The organism is Streptomyces diastatochromogenes (assembly GCF_002242805.1).
Taxonomy (GTDB): Bacteria; Actinomycetota; Actinomycetes; order Streptomycetales; family Streptomycetaceae; genus Streptomyces; species Streptomyces diastatochromogenes.
The window spans coordinates 325,564-342,706 of sequence record NZ_MCGQ01000016.1; the positions used below are offsets into that span (position 1 = coordinate 325,564).

Below are 17,143 nucleotides of genomic sequence, written 5' to 3' on the forward strand. Positions count from 1 at the left end.
GTGGAACGACTGCCGACTCCCCCCTCGGTGTGGCTACGGAACCCCCGTGCTCCAAGTGTGAAGCTCTTGTGGAGGAAAGTTGAGCATATGCGGCCGACCGGCCGCAATACTGCGGACGTTGAAATTCCGTTTGTGTAACTTGAGGATTTGGATTCCGGTCCGTCCTCAACCCCGCCCGATATACGGCATCGCCGTCGCCAGCACCGTCGTGAACTGCACGTTCGCCTCCAGCGGCAGCTCGGCCATGTGCCGCACGGTGCGCGCCACGTCGGCCACGTCCATCACCGGTTCCGGGGCTACTTCCCCGTTCGCCTGCAGTGCCCCGACCTGCATCCGGGCCGTCATGTCGGTGGCCGCGTTGCCGATGTCGATCTGCCCGACCGCGATGCGGTACGGCCGCCCGTCCAATGACAGCGACTTGGTCAGGCCGGTCAGCGCGTGCTTGGTCGCGGTGTAGGCGACCGAGTGCGGGCGGGGCGTGTGGGCGGAGATGGAGCCGTTGTTGATGATCCGGCCGCCCTGCGGGTCCTGCTCCTTCATCCGCCGGTACGCCGCCTGCGCGCACAGGAACGCCCCGTTGAGGTTGGTGTCCACCACGTGCCGCCAGGCGTCGTAGGACAGGTCCTCGACCGGCACCCCGCCCGGGCCGAACGTCCCGGCGTTGTTGAACAGCAGGTCGACGCGACCGAACCGGTCCACGGTCGCCGTGAACAGCGCCTCCACGTCCTCGGGTCGGGACACGTCGGTGCGCACGGCGAGCGAGGGCGCCTCGGGCACCAGCGCCGCCGTCTCCTCCAGCGTCTCGACGCGCCGGCCGGCCAGCGCCACCGACCACCCGGCGCGCAGCAGCTCCACGGCGACGGCCCGCCCGATGCCGGAGCCGGCGCCGGTCACCACCGCGATCTTCGATTGCGTGTCAGTCATGGTTCCGCAGCGTAGGCGGGAAGTCCGCCATGCGGAATTAGGTGTCCGCCATACGGTTAAATGGCGCGCCGTACGGTTAAAGGGGGACTGTCCTCGCGCCATACGGCTAGACGGCGACCGTCGTCGCGCCACACGGCTAAACGGCGACCACCGCCGCTTCCCCGGGATACCGCACCCCGATCCGCTCCCGGATCGCGTCCAGCGTGCGCATCACCGCGAGGCTGCCCGCCAGCGGCACCAGCGGTGACTCCTTCTCGCCCGCCCGCAGGGCCCGCATGACCTCCTCGGCCTCGTGCCGCAGGCTGGTGCGCGGGCCGTCGGCCGGGTCGGCGGTGAACACCTCGGGCTCCCGGCCGTCGCGGTGCAGCACGAAGCGGTCGGGGTGGAAGAAGCCGGACGGGATGTCGATCCGGCCGCGCGAGCCGGTGACCGAGGCGGCGGTCGCCGTACCGCCGACGATCGAGCAGTGCACCGAGGCCAGCGCCCCGCTCTCCCAGGACAGCAGCGCGCCCGTCTGGAGATCGACGCCTTCCTCCGAGAGCACCGCCCGCGCGGCGACCTCGTCCGGCTCACCCAGCAGCAGCTGCGCGAACGACACCGGGTACACCCCGAGGTCCAGCAGCGCCCCGCCGCCCAGCGCCGGGTCCCGCAGCCGGTGCGCCGGCGGGAAGGGGCCGGCCAGGCCGAAGTCGGCCTGGACTGTGCGCACCTCGCCGATCGCCCCGTCCGCGACCAGCGCCTTCAGTCGCCGGACCAGAGGATTGCAGTACATCCACATCGCCTCCATCAGGAAGCGGTCGTGCTCCTTCGCCAGCGCCACCAGTTCCTCGGCCTCGCCGGCGTTGAGCGTGAACGCCTTCTCGCACAGCACGTTCCGCCCGGCGGCCAGGCACAGCCCGGCCGCCGCCCGGTGCGCCGCGTGCGGGGTGGCGACGTACACGACGTCGATGTCCGCGTCCGCGGCCAGGGACTCCCAGTCGCCGTACGCCCGCGTGACCCCGAACCGCTCGGCGAACGCCTGGGCCGACTCCTGGCTGCGCGAGGCCACGGCCACGATCTCGGCATCCGGCAGGTCCACCAGGTCCGCCGCGAACGCGGCCGCGATTCCGCCGGTCGCCAGGATCCCCCACCGCACGCTCTGCTCCGCCATCCCGCCCCGCCCTCGTTCATGTGTGCCACGGCAGTGTGTACGAGCTGCGAGCATAGAGGCCGATCCAGTAGGAGAGGGAGGGGCACATGCCCGAGCACGCGGCGGCACCGACACCGGAAACGGAGCACCAGTCCACCACCGCACCCGCCCCGGTCGCCGCCACCCGCCGCACCGGTCTGCTCGTCACCCTCGTCCTCGGCGGCCTCACCGCCACACCCCCGCTCGCGATGGACATGTACCTCCCGTCCCTGCCGGAGGTCACCCGCTCCCTGCACGCCCCCGCCGCCACCGTCCAGCTCACCCTCACCGCGTGCCTGGCCGGCATGGCGCTCGGGCAGCTGGTCGTGGGCCCGATGAGCGACCGCTGGGGCCGCCGCCGCCCGCTGCTGACCGGCCTCGCCGTCTACCTCCTAGCCACCGCCCTGTGCGCCCTGGCGCCCACCGTCGAGGCGCTGGTCGCCTTCCGTATCGCCCAGGGCCTCGCGGGCGCGGCCGGCATAGTCATCGCACGAGCCGTCGTACGCGACCTCTACGACGGCGTGGCCATGGCCCGCTTCTTCTCCACCCTGATGCTGATCTCCGGGGTGGCGCCGATCGTGGCGCCCCTGATCGGCGGGCAGATCCTGAGGGTCACGGACTGGCGGGGCGTGTTCGTCGTCCTCACCGTGGTCGGGGCCGCGCTCGCCGCCCTCGTCTGGCTGCGGCTGCCCGAGACCCTGCCGCCCGGCGAACGGCACGGCGGGGGAGTGGGGCAGGCCCTGCGCTCGATGCGCGGCCTGCTCGCCGACCTGCCCTTCACCGGCTACATGCTCGCCGGCGGCTTCGCCTTCGCCGCGCTGTTCGCTTATGTGTCCGCCAGCCCTTTCGTCGTCCAGGAGATCTACGGCGCCTCACCGCAGACCTTCAGCCTGCTCTTCGGCGTCAACTCGGTCGGGCTGGTGATCGCCGGGCAGGTCAACGGCCGGCTGCTGGTGGGCCGGGTCAGCCTGGACAAGGTGCTCGGCACCGGCCTCGCGGTGATCGTGCTCGCCGCGACCGCCCTGCTGCTGATGACCGCGGGCACCTTCGGCGAGGTCGGCCTGGTCCCGGTCGCCGCCGCCCTGTTCGTCCTCATGTCCGCGATGGGCATCACCCTGCCCAACGCCCAGTCCCTCGCCCTGCTGCGCACCCGGCACGCCGCCGGCTCCGCCTCCGCCCTCCTCGGCACCACCTCGTTCCTCGTCGGAGCGGTCGCCTCCCCGCTCGTCGGCGTCGCCGGAGAGCACACCGCCGTGCCCATGGCGGTCGTCCAACTGGCGGGCGCACTGGTAGCGGCGGCCTGCTTCGTGGGAATGTGCCGTCCCTGGAACACCCGTGCGGGCTCGGAGGGAGAGGACAACTGAGCGCACCGAAGCTGCGCGTCGGCACACCCGAACGCGCCGGCCTCGATCCCACCGGACTCGAGCGCCTGGCCGGCGAGGCGCACGCCCTCACCACCGGAGCACGCCCCTGGGCCGCCGGTGCCGTCGTCGTGGCCGGACGCGGCCCCGTGATCGCCGTGGCCGAGGCCGCGGGCTGGGCGGTCCGCTACGCCTCCTACGACCCCGAGACCGACACCGCCGTCGAACTGCCGCCCGCCGCCCGGGTCCCGACTACCGTCGACACGCCCTTCGACCTGGCCTCCCTCACCAAGCTGTTCACGTCCGTCGCCGCCGTCCAGCAGATCGAGCGCGGCACCCTCGGCATGGACGCCCGGATCGGCGCCTACCTGCCCGGGTTCACCGCGGCCGCCGCGCACGGCATCACCGTACGGCAGCTGCTCACCCACACCTCCGGGCTGCGCCCCGAACTCCCGCTGTACGAATGCCGGGACGACACCGCCCGCCTCGCGCTGCTCCGCGCGGAGGCCCCCACGTCCGAGCCCGGCCGGTACCTCTACTCGGACCTGAACATGATCCTGCTCCAGTTCGTCCTGGAGCGGATCACCGGCCGCCCCCTCGACGTCCTGATCGAGGACGGCATCACCCGCCCGCTCGGGATGACGGCGACCGCCTTCGGCCCCTGCCCCGGCGCCGCGGCCACCGAGGACCAACGGCGCCCCTGGGCCAAGGCCGACCGCGGCATGCTGCGCGGCGAGGTCCACGACGAGAACGCCTGGGCGCTCGGCGGGGTGGCGGGCCATGCCGGCCTCTTCTCCACCGCGCCCGACCTGGCGGTCTTCTGCCGCGCCCTGCTCGCGGGCGGCGCGTACGGCCCCGCGCGCATCCTCGGCCCCGACTTCGTGGAACTCCTGCTGACCCCACCGGGCCTGGGCTTCACCGTGGACCAGCCGTGGTTCATGGGGGAGCTGGCGGGCCGGGGGGCGGCGGGGCATACCGGCTTCACGGGTACGTCGCTGGTGCTGGACCCGAGGACGGACACGTTCCTGGTGCTGCTGGCGAACACGGTCCACCCGAGACGCAGGGGACCGGACAGCGGACCGAGGGCGAGACTGGGCACGTATCTGGCGCGGGCGGTGATCTGATCTCGACTTTGGCCTTCCGGCCTACCGAGTCGGGTGGTGTGGGTGGGAAACGGGGGTCTGGGGGCGGAGCCCCCAGCAGTCCGGCACCCGCACCGCCCAGCCATACAATCGCCAGGTGAACGCCCCCGCATCCCCGGCCGAATCCCTCCGCACCGCACTGGCCGACCTGCTCGACGGCCTCCCCCCGACGCAAGCCGCCGGAGCCGTGGAGCGTCTGATCGCCAACTACCGCGGGGCCACCCCCACCGACGCCCCCATCCTCCGCGACCGAGCCGACGTGGCCGCCTACGCCGCCTACCGCATGCCGGCCACGTTCGAGGCCGTCCACTCGGCCCTGGAGGCGTTCGCAGAGGCCGTACCCGACTGGACCCCCGGCAGCCACGTCGACGTCGGCGGCGGTACCGGCGCCGCCACCTGGGCCGTCACCGCGACCTGGCCGGGCGAGCGCGGCGTCACCGTGCTGGACTGGGCCGAGCCCGCCCTCGCCCTCGGCCGGGAGATCGCCCGGGCCAACCCCGCGCTGCGGGACGCCCGCTGGCAGCGCGCCCGCATCGGCACCGCGCTCACCCTCGACAGCACCGACCTCGTCACGGTGTCGTACGTCCTCAACGAACTCGCCGAGGCCGACCGCGCCGCCCTCGTCGACGCGGCCGCGGCCGCCGCGCAGGCCGTGGTGATCGTGGAGGCCGGCACCCCAGCCGGCTACGCCCGGGTCATCGAGGCCCGCGACCGCCTGATCCGTGCCGGGTTCCGCATCGCCGCGCCCTGCCCGCACAGCGCCGCCTGCCCCATCGTCCCCGGCACGGACTGGTGCCACTTCTCCGCCCGGGTCAGCCGTTCCTCCCTGCACCGCCAGGTCAAGGGCGGCTCCCTGGCGTACGAGGACGAGAAGTTCAGCTACGTCGCCGCCACCCGGCTGCCCGCCGAGCCGGCCCCCGCCCGGGTGGTCCGGCGCCCGCAGATCCGCAAGGGCCAGGTGCTCCTCGACCTGTGCGAGGCCGACGAGCAGTTGCGCCGCACGACGGTCACCAAGCGCCACGGCGACCTGTACAAGGCCGCCCGGGACGCCGACTGGGGCGATGCCTGGCCGCCGCAGGACCCGACCGCGTAGCCGGCGGGGCTTGTTAGTTTCACCCCATGGTCAAGAAGCCCGCCCCCGACGCCACCCGACGCAGCGAGAAGTCCCGTCGGGCGATCTACGACGCCGCCCTCGCCCTGGTCGGCGAGGTCGGATATCCGAAGACCACGGTCGAGGGGATCGCCGCCCGGGCCGGCGTCGGCAAACAGACGATCTACCGCTGGTGGCCCTCCAAGGCGGCCGTCCTGCTGGAGGCGTTCTTCGACCTCTCCACGCAGGCGGCACAGGAAGCGGGACAGGAGCCGTACGTCATCCCGGACACCGGCGACCTGGCCGCCGACCTCAAGGCGGTGCTGCGGATCACCGTGGACCAGCTCCTCGACCCGCGCTTCGAGGTGCCCTCCCGGGCGCTGGCCGCCGAAGGCGTGGTCAACGAGCCGCTCGGCCGCGAGTTCGTCACCAAGCTCCTCGAACCCCAGCTCCAGCTGTACGTCGACCGGCTGCGCTCCGCCCAGGACGACGGTGCCGTACGGGCCGACGTCGATCCCCGCATCGCCCTGGAACTGTTTGTCTCGCCGCTCGCGCAACGCTGGCTGCAACGGACCGGGCCGATCTCGTACGACTACACGGACACCCTGGTCGACTACGCACTGCACGGAATCGGACCCCAGACGCCCCGAAGCACATGAAGATGGGACGATAAGGCATGCTGTCCGCACACCAGCGAGGCGACCACGGGGCTGAGGGGCTAGATGAGCGCGACGTTCGGCGGCCGGACCGGCCGGCAGGGCAAACTCTCCCAGTGGCTGCTCGGACGCCGCCCGAAGGAGGACGCCGCCGACGACGGCGGTCGTGAGGCTCTGCTGCTCGCCGCCGCCGCAGCGGGACTGCCCCTGGCACCCGCCGCCCACCCCGCCGACGGCTACCGCTGTTCCTGCGACCGCGTCGGCTGTCCCACCCCGGCCCGGCACCCGGTGTCGTTCGCCTGGCAGACCCAGTCCACGACGGACCGCGCGCAGCTCGAACGCTGGGCCCGGCACCAGCCGGAGGCCAACTTCATCACCGCCACCGGCATGGTGCACGACGTCCTCGACGTGCCCCTGGAGGCCGGCCGGGAGGCGTTGGACCGGCTGCTCGGCACCGGTGTGGAGGTCGGTCCGGTCACCGAGAGCGACGACGGACGCATGCTGTTCTTCACCCTCACCCGGGGCACCCCCGAGGACGAGGACGAGTGGTGGCCCTGTGCGTTGGACTGCCACCCCGAGACCATGGACGAGCATCCGGGGCTGCGCTGGCACTGCCGCGGCTCCTACGTCCTCGTACCGCCGGCCCGGCTGCCCGGCGACGACCAGCAGGTGCGCTGGGTCCGCGGCCCCGAGCATCCGCTGCCCGACCCGCTGACCCTGCTGGAGGCGCTCACGGACGCCTGCGCCCGCCACGCCGGCACGGAGCCCGACCACGCGAGCGCCGCCTGGCCCCTGCGGCCCTGAGGCCCGACCGTCCCCGAGGGGGCCGGGCCTACTCGCCCTGTGCCGCAGTCAATCCCTGGAGCCGGCCCAGGACCGACACCGGGCCGCTGCCCGCCGGGTCGAGGGCGGCCTCGTTGGAGATGAACTCCAGCGTCAGCGACTGCTTGACCTCGCCCTTGGTCAGGGCCTGCACGTCCTTGTTCGGGATCGGCACCGTGGTGCCCGGGGCGGCGGTCCGCTTCTCGTAGTGGTGCGTCGTGAAGAACACCAGCGCCCCGCCGTCCACCGTGCGCAGCGCGAGCGGCGCGTAGTCGCCGTGGGTCAGCGGCTGGTCGATGAACTGCCGTACCAGGCCCGGCTTCTTGGCTTCCTTCGCGCGGTCCGAACGCCAGCCGCTGGTGTTACGGCCGTCCGCGAACGTGGTGCCGCCACTCTTCAGATAGGTCGCGTAGCCCTTGCTCAGATCGGCGGGCCGCACGGCCAGTTGGGCGGAGTCGGCGGGCACGGCCTCGGCCCAGCCGTCCTTGTCCTTCTTGAACTCCGGTACGTCACCGGCCGCGACCAGCGTCAGATACGCCACCTGCCAGGGCTCGCCGAGGTCGTCGCGGGTGAACACCAGCAGCCAACGGGCGTTGGCACCCCCGATGTTGCCCTTGGCGTCCGCGACGAACCAGCGGGGCCAGCCGGCCTTCGCGGGGATCGTGAACTTCGCGTCCGTCAGCGTGAGCGGCGTGTGGTTCGCGTTGCCCGACGGGCTGTTGGCGTGCCCGGCCTTCAGCCGGGCGCCGTCGATGTCGGCGAGGGCGCCGGTGACGTGGTCCTTGTCCAGGGAGCGGTCGTAGGCCTTGTCGGCCTTGTTGTACGCGTCCGTGAACTGGGTGAGTGCCTTGGCGGCCTCGGCGCGGGTGGTGGCGGGGAGCACCTCGCGCTCCCCGTGCACCACCACACATCCGCTCGCCGTCAGCGCCATGGCGGTCAGCGAGACCGCTATGAGCGCGTTCCGGTCACGCCTGCGGAGCCTTCGACGGCTGCGTTCCCTGGTCATGAGGTGCTTTCACCTTCCCCTTCCCGGAGGCGAACCCTACCGGGGCGAGGAAGACCGCGAGTGTCGGGACCAGGTACAGCAGCCACACCGTGACCTGGACCACGGTCGGGTCGGGCTGGAAGTTGAACACGCCCTTCAGCAGCGTGCCGTACCAGCTGTCCGGCTCGATCGTGTCGCTGATGTCGAAGGCCAGGTCCCGGATGCCCGGGATCCAGTTGGCCTCCTGCAGGTCGTGGAAGCCGTACGCGAGCACGCCCGCGGCGACCACGACCAGCATGCCGCCGGTCCAGGTGAAGAACTTGGCCAGGTTGATCTTCAGCGCGCCCCGGTAGAACAGCCAGCCGAGGACGACCGCCGTGGCGAGGCCGAGCGCCACGCCGACCAGCGGGCGCGGGGTGCCGTCGCTCGCCGCGTGCACGGAGGCCCACACGAACAGGGCGGTCTCCAGGCCCTCCCGGCCGACGGCCAGGAACGCGGTGGCGACCAGCGCGCCCGTGCCCATGGCGAGGGCCGCGTCCAGCTTGCCGTGCAGCTCGGACTTGAGGTGCCGGGCGGTGCGCCGCATCCAGAACACCATCCAGGTGACCAGGACGACGGCGACGACGGACAGCGAGCCGCCCAGCGCCTCCTGCGCCTCGAACGTCAGCTCCTGCGAGCCGAATTCGAGGGCGCAGCCGAAGCCCATCGCGATGGCGATCGCGATGCCGATGCCGATCCAGATCGGCTTCAGGGCGTCTTTGCGGTCCGTCTTCACCAGGTAGGCGATGAGGATGCAGACGACGAGCGAGGCCTCCAGGCCTTCGCGCAGGCCGATCAGGTAGTTGGAGAACACGGGCTACGCCTCCTCGGAGAACAGCGTGCGGCCCCACCAGTCGTCCTTGTCCCGGACGCCGGGCGGGACGGCGAAGACGGCCGAACCCACGTGCTGGATGTACTCGTTGAGCGCGTCCTTCGCCGACAGCTGCCGCTGCAGCGGGATGAACCCCTTGCGCACGTCACGCTGGTAGGCCAGGAAGAACAGGCCCGCGTCGAGGCGGCCCATCCCGTCGGTGCCGTCGGTGAAGGAGTAGCCGCGGCGCAGGATGGTGATCCCGTTGTTGGATTCGGGGTGCGCGAGGCGCACGTGCGCGTCCGGCTTCATCGCCTTCAGGAACGGCTTGTCGTGTTCCTTGGCCTTGCCGACCGGAGCGCCCTCGCCCTTGTCCCGGCCGAAGATGTCCTCCTGCTCCTGCAGCGAGGTCCGGTCCCAGGTCTCGATGTGCATGCGGATGCGCCGGGCGACCAGGTACGACCCACCGGTCATCCACTTCGTGCCGTCGCCCTCGCCGACCCACACGAACTTCTTCAGCCGGTCCGTCTCGGTGCCCGCGATGTTGCGGGTGCCGTCCTTGAACCCCATGAGGTTGCGCGGGGTCTGGGCGTCCGGAGTCGTCGACGAGGTCTTGCCGAAGCCGAGCTGCGACCAGCGGATGGCGACCTTGCCGAAGCCGATGCGGGCCAGGTTGCGGATGGCGTGCACGGCGACCTGCGGGTCGTCCGCGCAGGCCTGGACGCACAGGTCGCCGTCGGTGCGGGTCCGGTCGAGGTTGTCGCCCGGGAACTTGGGCAGGTCGACCAGGGCCTCGGGCCGCTTGCCGGACAGCCCGAACTTCTCGAAGAACGACGGCCCGAAGCCGATGGTGAGCGTCAGCCGCGAGGGCTTCAGCCCCAGGGCCTCACCGGTGTCGTCCGGCGGCGCCTCGGCGAGCCCGCCGTACGCGCCCTCGCCGACCGCCTTCCCGGCGGTCATCCGGCGCGCGGCCTCGGTCCAGTCCTTCAGCATCTGCACGAACTCGTCACGGTTCTCGGTCTTCACGTCGAACGTGGCGAAGTGCAGCCGGTCCTGCACCGGCGTGGCGATGCCGGCCTGGTGGGCACCGTGGAACTGCACGGCTGCGCCCACCTCGGCGGCGGCCGGATCCACGTCGTTGCCCGCCTTGGCCGCCGCCACGGCACCGCCGGCCGCGGCGGCACCGAGCGCGAGCCCGGCACCGCCCCAGCCGATCAGCGCACGGCGGGAGGGGGAGGAGCCGCCCTGGACGTCCTGGGTCTCTGTCATGGCCCGTCTCCCCTTACTTCACAACCGCGGCGGCGAGCTTGGACAGCGGCTCGGCGAGCGCGTTCACCGCGTCCGAGAGCTGCTTCTGCTCGTCCTTGCCGACCTTGTCGTACGAGGTGAAGTCGTACGAGTTCTTGTCCGTGCGGTACTTGTCGAGCAGCGTGTTCAGCGCCGCGAACTGCCTGTCCAGCTCGGTGGTCAGCGCGGCGTCGTTCTTCGAGGCGACCGGCTTCAGCAGCTCGTACGACTTCTGCGCGCCCTCGACGTTGCCCTTGAAGTCGACCAGGTCGGTGTGCGAGTAGCGCTCCTCCTCGCCGGTGACCTTGCCGGTGGCGACCTCGTCGAGCAGCTCCTTGGCGCCGTTGGCCATGGAGGTCGGGGTGATCTCGGCCTTGCCGACCCGCTTCTGCCAGTCCTTCAGGTCGGTCACCAGCTGGTCGGCGAGGGTCTTCTCCTCGGCACCGATCTTCTTGTCCGCCCAGAGGGCCTTCTCCAGACGGTGCCAGCCGGTCCACTTCTGGCCGTCCTCCAGGCCGTCCTCACGGACGTCGACCTTCGGGTCGATGTCACCGAAGGACTCGGCGACCGGCTCGGTGCGCTCCCAGCCGAGACGCGAGGGGGCGTACGCCTTCTTGGCGGCCTCGATGTCGCCGTCCTTGACCGCCTTCACGAAGGTCTCGACGAGCGGCAGCGTGGCGTCGGCCTGCTCCTGGGCGTACTCGCGGTAGTCGGCGACCGCCTTGTCCAGCTGCGGGTCGCGCTTCGCGACCTTGCCGGAGCCGGTGACCGTGAGTTTCTGCCGGACGCCCTTGCCCTTCATGCCCGGGACGCAGGCGATCTCGTACGAACCGGCCTTCACCTCGGCGGTCAGCGTGTACTTCGTGCCCGGGCCGATGTTCTCCTTCTCGGAGACGATCCGGTCGTCCGGGAAGAGGATCTCGACCTCGGTGGCCTTCGAGCCCTTGTTCTCGATCTTCAGCGTGACCTGGCCGGCCGGGACCGACTTGGCGGAGGTCTCGCACTTCGAGTCGGCGGCGGTCACCTGGATCGCGTCGCCGTCCTTGGCGTCGCTTTTCGCCGTGCACGCCGTGATGGCGGTCAGAGCGGCCACGGTGGCGGCGGCGGTGACGGTGAGTCGGACGGCTCGCATGCAGGCTCCAAGCGGGAACGGTGTGGTGAGGCTGGCCTAACTTACATGAGGCTTACCTCACCAATACCCGCCCGGGTCCTGATTCACTGCTCACGGAAATCTCACAGACACGGCTTGATTTCGACGGCTCAAAACGGATCCCAAGAGATGGTATAGGGAAGGTCAAGGGGTGGCTCGCATGGGCAGGTCGCGCAGGGAACTGCTGGGGCCGGGTGGCCTGGTGCTGGACGTACGAGGTCGACCGGGTCCGCCGTCACTACGCTTCGAATGCGCGCCCGGTGGCCGGTTGTTGCTGCGGCAGGGGGAGCGGCCGGTGCTGCTGGGCCGCGAGGAACAGGGCGGCTGTACGCGGGAGGGGCTCTTCGTGCACCGGTTGGCGGGCTACCGCTCACCGCTGCCGCCGTCTCGCTCGGCGTGGCAGCGCCGGCCGGGCAACTGGGTCCACCGGTACGCGCGTTGGCTGGAGGAGGCGCCGCAGGGCGGACCGCTGCACGAGGGGCGTTGGCTTCTCGGGGAGCGCCACCGGTTTCCGACGTACGTCTGGTGGGGCGACTTCCTGCGGGACTGGCCCGGCGGCCACCTGGACTGGTGCGGCGGCGGCTGGGAGGGCGTCGTACCGTTGCGGCCGCTGTCGCCGGAGGACGACCCGCGGGTGAAGGCGTACCGGAAGCACGCGCGCGAAGGTATGCTCGCGCCGGTTCTCCTGTGGTGGGTCACGCTCCTCGACGGCTGGGTGATCCTGGACGGTCACGACCGTGCCGTCGCGTCCGTCGCTGAAGGCCGGACCCCGCCCTGCGTCGTCCTGACCCGGGTGCCGGACGAGGAGGACTGGCGCCGGACCGCCGACGAGGTGACCCAGGGACACGAGCGGAGGATGGAGCGGCTGACCGCCCGCCCCGCCGACCCCGGCGCCGAGCGGCAGCGGGACACGTTGGTACGGGCGTACGGCGACGTCATGTCCTCGCTGCCGTACGAGTGCGCCCCCACCCGCTCCTGGCCCCTCCCCGGCGGCGCCCCCGCCTGGGACGCGCTCGCCGGTGCCGCGATGTTTCAATTCCCAAGTGACTGATTACGACGTACTCCGCGTGTTCTGTGCACCGAACGGCGGCTACGGCAATGAACTCGGCGTCGTCCGCGACGGCTCGGTCGTGCCCGAGCGGAGCGACCGGCAGGCGCTCGCCGCCAAGCTCGGCTTCAGCGAGACCGTGTTCGTGGACGACCCCGAGCGCGGGGTCATCGACATCTACACCCCCACCCTGCGCCTGCCCTTCGCCGGCCACCCCTGCGTCGGCGCGGCCTGGCTGCTGGACGTGCCCGAACTGGTCACGCCCGCCGGGGTGGTGGGCGCCCGGCTGGACGGCGAGTTCAGCTGGATCGAGGCCCGCGCGGAGTGGGCCCCGCCGCGCACCCTGCGCCAGTACCCGACCGCAGCCCAGGTCGACGCCCTCGACGTGCCGCCGCCCGGCGAGTGGATCTACGCCTGGGCCTGGGAGGACGAGGCGGCCGGCCGGATCCGCGCCCGCGCCTTCCCCGGCCGCGACGACGGCATCGACGAGGACGAGGCGACCGGCGCGGCGGCCCTGCTCCTCACCGACCAGCTGGGCCGGGCGCTGAACATCACGCAGGGCAAGGGATCCCAGATCCTGACCGCGCCGCAGCCGTACGGGTGGGTGGAGATCGGGGGGCGGGTCTTCCTGGAGCGGTAGGGCAACCTCCGGCGGGCGGTCACGCGGACAGGGGGAACTCCTCGCTCAGCGCCCGGAAGACCTCCGTGTTCAGCGCGAACGCCCGCTTGCACTCCGCCACGATCCGCTGCTTCTCCAGGTCGTCCACGGCGACCCCGTCCAGCAGCTCCCGGTAACACCGCTTGAACGCGGCCGGGTTGGGGATCTGCTCGAACACGTAGAAGCGGACCCCGTCGCCCTTCCTGGCGAAGCCCCACGTCTTCTCCGCCCTGTCGCGGATGATCTGCCCGCCGGAGAGGTCGCCGAGGTAGCGGGTGTAGTGATGGGCGACGTACCCGCCCGGCCAGCGCTCGGCGCACTCCCGCACCCGGTCCGCGTACGCCCGCGTCGCCGGGAGCGCGCCCACTCCCGCCCGCCACCCGGACCCCCGCAGATGCGCGAGGTCCCGCTCCAGCGCGGCCAGCCGGAACAGCTCGGGGCGGATGAACGGCCCCGCCACCGGATCCGCCGCCAGCCGCCCGGCCGCGTTCTCCAGCGCCTCGTACACGAACCACAGCTGCTCGGTGTAGCGGGCGTACGCGCTCACGCCCAGCCGGCCGCCGAGCAGGTCGCTCATGAACGTCGAGGTCTCCGCCTCCACGTGCTGCTCATGGGACGCCGTGCGGATGAGGGTCGAGAACGACTCCATGGACTCTCCTCGGTTTGCCGACCTGCTGTCGGTAAGTTTACCGACAGGCTGTCGGAAAAACATCAGCAAGCGGATCCGGGCAGAGAAAGGCAGAGAAAAGCCCGCCCTGGGCGTCAGGGCGGGCTGCGGGAGGGCGGTCGCGGTTACGGCAGGGTGAGGATCTCCGCACCCGTGTCCGTCACGACCAGCGTGTGCTCGAACTGGGCCGTCCGCTTGCGGTCCTTGGTGACGACCGTCCAGCCGTCGTCCCACATGTCGTACTCGTGCGTGCCCAGCGTCAGCATCGGCTCGATGGTGAAGGTCATGCCGGGCTGCATCACGGTCGTCGCGTGCGGGCTGTCGTAGTGCGGGATGATCAGGCCCGAGTGGAACGACGAGCTGATGCCGTGCCCGGTGAAGTCCCGTACGACCCCGTAGCCGAAGCGCTTGGCGTACGACTCGATGACCCGGCCGATGATGTTGATCTGCCGGCCCGGCTTGACCGCCTTGATCGCCCGGTCGAGGGACTCCCGGGTCCGCTCCACCAGCAGCCGCGACTCCTCGTCCACGTCACCGACGAGATAGGTGGCGTTGTTGTCGCCGTGCACCCCGCCGATGTACGCGGTCACGTCCAGGTTGACGATGTCGCCGTCCCTGAGCACCGTCGAGTCCGGGATGCCGTGGCAGATGACCTCGTTGACGCTGGTGCACAGCGACTTCGGGAAGCCGCGGTAGCCGAGCGTGGACGGGTAGGCGCCGTGGTCGCACATGTACGCGTGGGCGACCTTGTCCAGCTGGTCGGTGGTCACGCCCGGCGCGATGATCTTCGCGGCCTCCGCCATCGCCTGCGCGGCGATCCGGCCGGCGACGCGCATCGCCTCGACCGTCTCCGGGGTCTGCACCTCCGGTCCGGTGTACGGCGTCGGCGCGGGCTTTCCGACGTACTCGGGGCGGCGGATGTTTCCGGGTACCGAACGGGTGGGGGACAGCTCCCCTGGTACGAGCAGCGACTGGCCAGACATGCCAGCGAGTCTAACCAGCGGGCATGGGGGAACATGTCCGTGGTGAGAGGAGCTTGTTCATGCCCCTGTTCAAGAAGCGCACCGTCGGCAAGCCGGGCGAGTGGTACTACTGCCTGGAGCACAAGAAGGTCGAGGAGGGCCCGGAGTGCCCGGGCAAGGACCGCTTCGGGCCGTACGCCTCCCGGGAAGAGGCCCAGCACGCGATGGAGACCGCGGCCGAGCGCAACCTCCAGTGGGAGACCGACCCCCGCTGGCACGACGCCTCCGCGCGCGGTGACGAGGACGCCGGCCAGGACTGATCACACCTGCGTGGGTGCGGTGGCGGCGCGCTGCTCGCGCAGCCGTACCGCGTGCTCGTTGGTCCGGGCGTCGTAGGTCATCAGCCCCGGCAGGCACAGCGCCAGCAGGCCCATCGCGCCCACGCACAGCAGTCCGCCCGACCACACGGACGTCCGTACGCCCGCCCAACCGGCGACCGTGCCGGAGCGGACCTGGCCCAGCTGCGGGCCCACCGAGTACGACAGCAGCTCGATGCCGGCGAGGCGGCCGCGCAGCTCGTCAGGGATCGTCTGGTTCCACATCGCGGCCCGGAAGACCCCGCTGACCATGTCGCAGCCGCCGGCGACGGTCAGGAGCAGCAGCACCAGCCACACGTTGCCCACGACCCCGGCGGCCGCGATCGCCACGCCCCACAGTGCGGCCGCCAGCACCACCATGCGGCCGTGCCGGTGCACCCGGGAGGCCCAGCCGCTGGTCAGGCCGACGACCATCGCGCCCAGCGGGACGGTCGCGTACATCAGGCCGAGCGCCCACTCGGCGTGCAGCTCGTCGGCGAGGAAGGGCAGGACGGCGAGCGGCATGGCCAGGAACATCGCGGCGAGGTCGACGATGTAGGTGCCGAGGAGTTCCTTGCGGCTCCAGGCGTAGCGGGCGCCCTCGGCGATGGCCCGCAGGTCCGGCTTCGCGGCCTCGTATGAAGCGGGGGAGGGGGCGATGCGGACGATGTACGCCAGGGACACGGCGAAGGTCAGCAGGTCGGCGGCGTAGGCCCAGCCGAGGCCCGCGTAGGCGACGACCACGCCCGCGACCGCCGGGCCGGCCACGCCGCCGACCGTCCAGCGCAGGGAGTTCAGGGAGGTCGCGGCGGGCAGGTGGTCGTGGGCGACGATCCGGGGGAGCAGGGAGTCCAGGGCGGGGCGCTGTACCGAGACCAGGGCGGAGGAGAGGGCGGCGATGACGTAGAGCGGCCATACGGTGGGGTGGGGGAGCAGGGCGTTCAGCAGCAGGGCTGCGCTGAGCAGGCCCTGGCCGGCCTCCGTCCACACGATCAGCTGCCGCTTGTCGAGGGCGTCGGCGAGGGCGCCGCCGTACAGGCCGAAGACGATCAGGGGGATCAGTTCTACGGCGCCGATCGCGCCCACGGCTGCCGCCGAGCCGGTGAGGTCCTTCAGCTGGACCGGGAGTGCGACGAAGGTCAGGAAGCTGCCGAAGTTGCTGATCAGACCGGATGCCCAGAGTCTGCGGAAGTCGGCGGAGGCCTTCCACGGGGCGAGGTCGGGGAGGAGAGCTTGGGGCACTTGGGCATGCTCTGCTCGACGGAAGTACAGGGCAACTGCTTTTCGGCAGGCACCGCCCGGGGCTCCGCCCCGGACCCCGTTTCCCACCCGCCCGACTCGGTCGGCTGAAAACGTGGGAAAGTCACCAAGGGGCAGCCGGCGGTGCCGTCAGGATCTCCGCCAGTCTCGACAGACGGTCCCGGAAGCCCCGCCGAACCCTCGGAGAGCCCCCGTTTTCGCCTGCCGCCGCGCTCACCAGGTGCTGCACGCTGTCCAGGTCCAGTTCCGCCCCCTCGGGTACGGCCAGCGTGTCGTGGGCCATCGCGGACAGCTCACTCCCGCCCGAGCCCAGCGCCAGCACCGTCACCCCGGCCCGCCGCGCCGCATGGACCCGTTCCAGCAGCTCCGCGGGCTCCTCGGGGGCGACCACGAGCAGGGTCTCGCCGCGCCGTGCCTCCTCGATCCGGCCGGGTCCGACAGCGAGGTGCGCGGGATCGGAGGGGCGCGCGTGGTGTCGTACGAGTGTGGGCGCCAGTTCAGGGGTGCCGGACCAGGCCGCCTCGTCCACCAGGTGCGCGGCCAGATGCCAGGGCTCGTACTCGGGCGTGCCCACCAGCAGCAGCCCGCCCCCGTGCGCCACCACGGACCCGCGCAGCACCCCCGCGAACCGCCGGGTGGACCCCAACCACTCGGTCCCGGCGAGCACTTCGCGCAGCAGCGCGACCCGTACGGCGTCCATGCGGCCGCATCCTGCCTCAACCGGTCACTCGTGACGCGAAGTTCACTCCGAATTCGC

At 71.6% G+C, this 17,143-nt stretch carries 18 protein-coding genes; 8 read left to right on the forward strand and 10 right to left on the reverse strand.

What is annotated here, in order from left to right; genetic code table 11:
• Nucleotides 1-165 precede the first annotated feature (165 nt).
• Both BEK98_RS20960 and BEK98_RS20965 read right to left on the reverse strand, forming a co-directional pair.
• A complete protein-coding gene (locus BEK98_RS20960; protein WP_094218124.1) occupies nucleotides 166-924 on the reverse strand; it encodes an SDR family oxidoreductase in 759 nt (252 codons plus the stop codon).
• A gap of 136 nt (nucleotides 925-1,060) precedes the next feature.
• Nucleotides 1,061-2,074 (reverse strand): Gfo/Idh/MocA family protein, encoded by a 1,014-nt coding sequence (locus BEK98_RS20965; protein ID WP_208643173.1) that lies wholly within the window; start codon nucleotides 2,072-2,074, stop codon nucleotides 1,061-1,063.
• Nucleotides 2,075-2,160: 86 nt separating this feature from the next.
• Here BEK98_RS20965 and BEK98_RS20970 point away from each other — a divergent pair, with 86 nt between their 5' ends.
• The 5 genes from BEK98_RS20970 (at nucleotide 2,161) to BEK98_RS20990 (ending at nucleotide 7,145) form a co-directional block, all read left to right on the forward strand.
• Nucleotides 2,161-3,456 (forward strand): multidrug effflux MFS transporter, encoded by a 1,296-nt coding sequence (locus tag BEK98_RS20970; protein ID WP_094218125.1) that lies wholly within the window; start codon nucleotides 2,161-2,163, stop codon nucleotides 3,454-3,456.
• Nucleotides 3,408-4,577, forward strand: coding sequence for a serine hydrolase domain-containing protein (locus BEK98_RS20975; RefSeq protein ID WP_094218126.1), 1,170 nt, complete (start codon nucleotides 3,408-3,410; stop codon nucleotides 4,575-4,577). Before BEK98_RS20970 ends, BEK98_RS20975 begins: the two co-directional genes overlap by 49 nt.
• A gap of 115 nt (nucleotides 4,578-4,692) precedes the next feature.
• Nucleotides 4,693-5,688, forward strand: coding sequence for a small ribosomal subunit Rsm22 family protein (locus BEK98_RS20980; protein WP_094218127.1), 996 nt, complete (start codon nucleotides 4,693-4,695; stop codon nucleotides 5,686-5,688).
• Nucleotides 5,689-5,714: 26 nt separating this feature from the next.
• The gene (locus BEK98_RS20985; RefSeq protein ID WP_094218128.1) at nucleotides 5,715-6,344 is read left to right on the forward strand and encodes a TetR/AcrR family transcriptional regulator; all 630 of its coding nucleotides are present in this window, start codon (nucleotides 5,715-5,717) and stop codon (nucleotides 6,342-6,344) included.
• Between the two features lie 63 nt (nucleotides 6,345-6,407).
• The gene (locus BEK98_RS20990) at nucleotides 6,408-7,145 is read left to right on the forward strand and encodes a bifunctional DNA primase/polymerase (protein ID WP_094218129.1); all 738 of its coding nucleotides are present in this window, start codon (nucleotides 6,408-6,410) and stop codon (nucleotides 7,143-7,145) included.
• A gap of 28 nt (nucleotides 7,146-7,173) precedes the next feature.
• On the opposite strand, the gene BEK98_RS20995 is transcribed toward BEK98_RS20990, so the two are convergent.
• The 4 genes from BEK98_RS20995 to efeO are packed head-to-tail and all read right to left on the reverse strand — an operon-like array spanning nucleotide 7,174 to nucleotide 11,417.
• Nucleotides 7,174-8,169 (reverse strand): SCO2278 family lipoprotein, encoded by a 996-nt coding sequence (locus BEK98_RS20995; RefSeq protein ID WP_094218130.1) that lies wholly within the window; start codon nucleotides 8,167-8,169, stop codon nucleotides 7,174-7,176.
• Nucleotides 8,129-9,001: an iron uptake transporter permease EfeU gene (gene efeU / locus BEK98_RS21000; RefSeq protein WP_094218131.1), complete on the reverse strand. Its 873-nt coding sequence runs from the start codon at nucleotides 8,999-9,001 to the stop codon at nucleotides 8,129-8,131. The genes BEK98_RS20995 and efeU overlap by 41 nt, the downstream gene beginning before the upstream one ends.
• Before the next feature lie 3 nt (nucleotides 9,002-9,004).
• Nucleotides 9,005-10,267: an iron uptake transporter deferrochelatase/peroxidase subunit gene (gene efeB / locus BEK98_RS21005; RefSeq protein WP_094218132.1), complete on the reverse strand. Its 1,263-nt coding sequence runs from the start codon at nucleotides 10,265-10,267 to the stop codon at nucleotides 9,005-9,007.
• 13 nt (nucleotides 10,268-10,280) lie between these two features.
• Complete coding sequence (gene efeO / locus BEK98_RS21010; RefSeq protein WP_094218133.1) at nucleotides 10,281-11,417, reverse strand: iron uptake system protein EfeO; 1,137 nt, start codon at nucleotides 11,415-11,417, stop codon at nucleotides 10,281-10,283.
• A 178-nt stretch (nucleotides 11,418-11,595) separates the two neighbouring features.
• Between efeO and BEK98_RS21015 the strand changes: the two genes are divergently transcribed.
• Together BEK98_RS21015 and BEK98_RS21020 are read left to right on the forward strand one after the other, a co-directional pair.
• Complete coding sequence (locus tag BEK98_RS21015) at nucleotides 11,596-12,486, forward strand: hypothetical protein (RefSeq protein WP_094218134.1); 891 nt, start codon at nucleotides 11,596-11,598, stop codon at nucleotides 12,484-12,486.
• Nucleotides 12,479-13,123, forward strand: coding sequence for a PhzF family phenazine biosynthesis protein (locus tag BEK98_RS21020; protein WP_094218135.1), 645 nt, complete (start codon nucleotides 12,479-12,481; stop codon nucleotides 13,121-13,123). Before BEK98_RS21015 ends, BEK98_RS21020 begins: the two co-directional genes overlap by 8 nt.
• Before the next feature lie 19 nt (nucleotides 13,124-13,142).
• On the opposite strand, the gene BEK98_RS21025 is transcribed toward BEK98_RS21020, so the two are convergent.
• Both BEK98_RS21025 and map read right to left on the reverse strand, forming a co-directional pair.
• The gene (locus tag BEK98_RS21025) at nucleotides 13,143-13,790 is read right to left on the reverse strand and encodes a biliverdin-producing heme oxygenase (RefSeq protein ID WP_094218136.1); all 648 of its coding nucleotides are present in this window, start codon (nucleotides 13,788-13,790) and stop codon (nucleotides 13,143-13,145) included.
• Nucleotides 13,791-13,933: 143 nt separating this feature from the next.
• Nucleotides 13,934-14,791 (reverse strand): type I methionyl aminopeptidase, encoded by an 858-nt coding sequence (gene map / locus BEK98_RS21030; RefSeq protein WP_094218137.1) that lies wholly within the window; start codon nucleotides 14,789-14,791, stop codon nucleotides 13,934-13,936.
• A gap of 59 nt (nucleotides 14,792-14,850) precedes the next feature.
• Here map and BEK98_RS21035 point away from each other — a divergent pair, with 59 nt between their 5' ends.
• Nucleotides 14,851-15,090 carry a hypothetical protein gene (locus BEK98_RS21035; RefSeq protein ID WP_167444216.1) on the forward strand — a complete coding sequence of 80 codons (240 nt, stop codon included), beginning with the start codon at nucleotides 14,851-14,853 and terminating at the stop codon, nucleotides 15,088-15,090.
• Here BEK98_RS21035 and BEK98_RS21040 read toward each other — a convergent pair whose 3' ends face one another.
• The gene (locus tag BEK98_RS21040; protein WP_094218139.1) at nucleotides 15,091-16,368 is read right to left on the reverse strand and encodes an MFS transporter; all 1,278 of its coding nucleotides are present in this window, start codon (nucleotides 16,366-16,368) and stop codon (nucleotides 15,091-15,093) included. It abuts the gene before it with no gap.
• A 121-nt stretch (nucleotides 16,369-16,489) separates the two neighbouring features.
• Nucleotides 16,490-17,086 carry a hypothetical protein gene (locus tag BEK98_RS21045; RefSeq protein WP_094218140.1) on the reverse strand — a complete coding sequence of 199 codons (597 nt, stop codon included), beginning with the start codon at nucleotides 17,084-17,086 and terminating at the stop codon, nucleotides 16,490-16,492.
• Nucleotides 17,087-17,143: the final 57 nt, after the last annotated feature.

Excerpts from the sequence above, each read along its gene's own strand:
- BEK98_RS20960 (WP_094218124.1), bottom strand. The coding sequence starts at position 924 with ATGACTGACACGCAATCGAAGATCGCGGTGGTGACCGGCGCCGGCTCC.
- BEK98_RS20965 (WP_208643173.1), bottom strand. The coding sequence starts at position 2,074 with ATGGCGGAGCAGAGCGTGCGGTGGGGGATCCTGGCGACCGGCGGAATC.
- BEK98_RS20970 (WP_094218125.1), top strand. The coding sequence starts at position 2,161 with ATGCCCGAGCACGCGGCGGCACCGACACCGGAAACGGAGCACCAGTCC.
- BEK98_RS20985 (WP_094218128.1), top strand. The coding sequence starts at position 5,715 with ATGGTCAAGAAGCCCGCCCCCGACGCCACCCGACGCAGCGAGAAGTCC.
- BEK98_RS20990 (WP_094218129.1), top strand. The coding sequence starts at position 6,408 with ATGAGCGCGACGTTCGGCGGCCGGACCGGCCGGCAGGGCAAACTCTCC.
- BEK98_RS20995 (WP_094218130.1), bottom strand. The coding sequence starts at position 8,169 with ATGACCAGGGAACGCAGCCGTCGAAGGCTCCGCAGGCGTGACCGGAAC.
- efeB (WP_094218132.1), bottom strand. The coding sequence starts at position 10,267 with ATGACAGAGACCCAGGACGTCCAGGGCGGCTCCTCCCCCTCCCGCCGT.
- efeO (WP_094218133.1), bottom strand. The coding sequence starts at position 11,417 with ATGCGAGCCGTCCGACTCACCGTCACCGCCGCCGCCACCGTGGCCGCT.
- BEK98_RS21015 (WP_094218134.1), top strand. The coding sequence starts at position 11,596 with ATGGGCAGGTCGCGCAGGGAACTGCTGGGGCCGGGTGGCCTGGTGCTG.
- BEK98_RS21025 (WP_094218136.1), bottom strand. The coding sequence starts at position 13,790 with ATGGAGTCGTTCTCGACCCTCATCCGCACGGCGTCCCATGAGCAGCAC.
- map (WP_094218137.1), bottom strand. The coding sequence starts at position 14,791 with ATGTCTGGCCAGTCGCTGCTCGTACCAGGGGAGCTGTCCCCCACCCGT.
- BEK98_RS21035 (WP_167444216.1), top strand. The coding sequence starts at position 14,851 with ATGCCCCTGTTCAAGAAGCGCACCGTCGGCAAGCCGGGCGAGTGGTAC.
- BEK98_RS21045 (WP_094218140.1), bottom strand. The coding sequence starts at position 17,086 with ATGGACGCCGTACGGGTCGCGCTGCTGCGCGAAGTGCTCGCCGGGACC.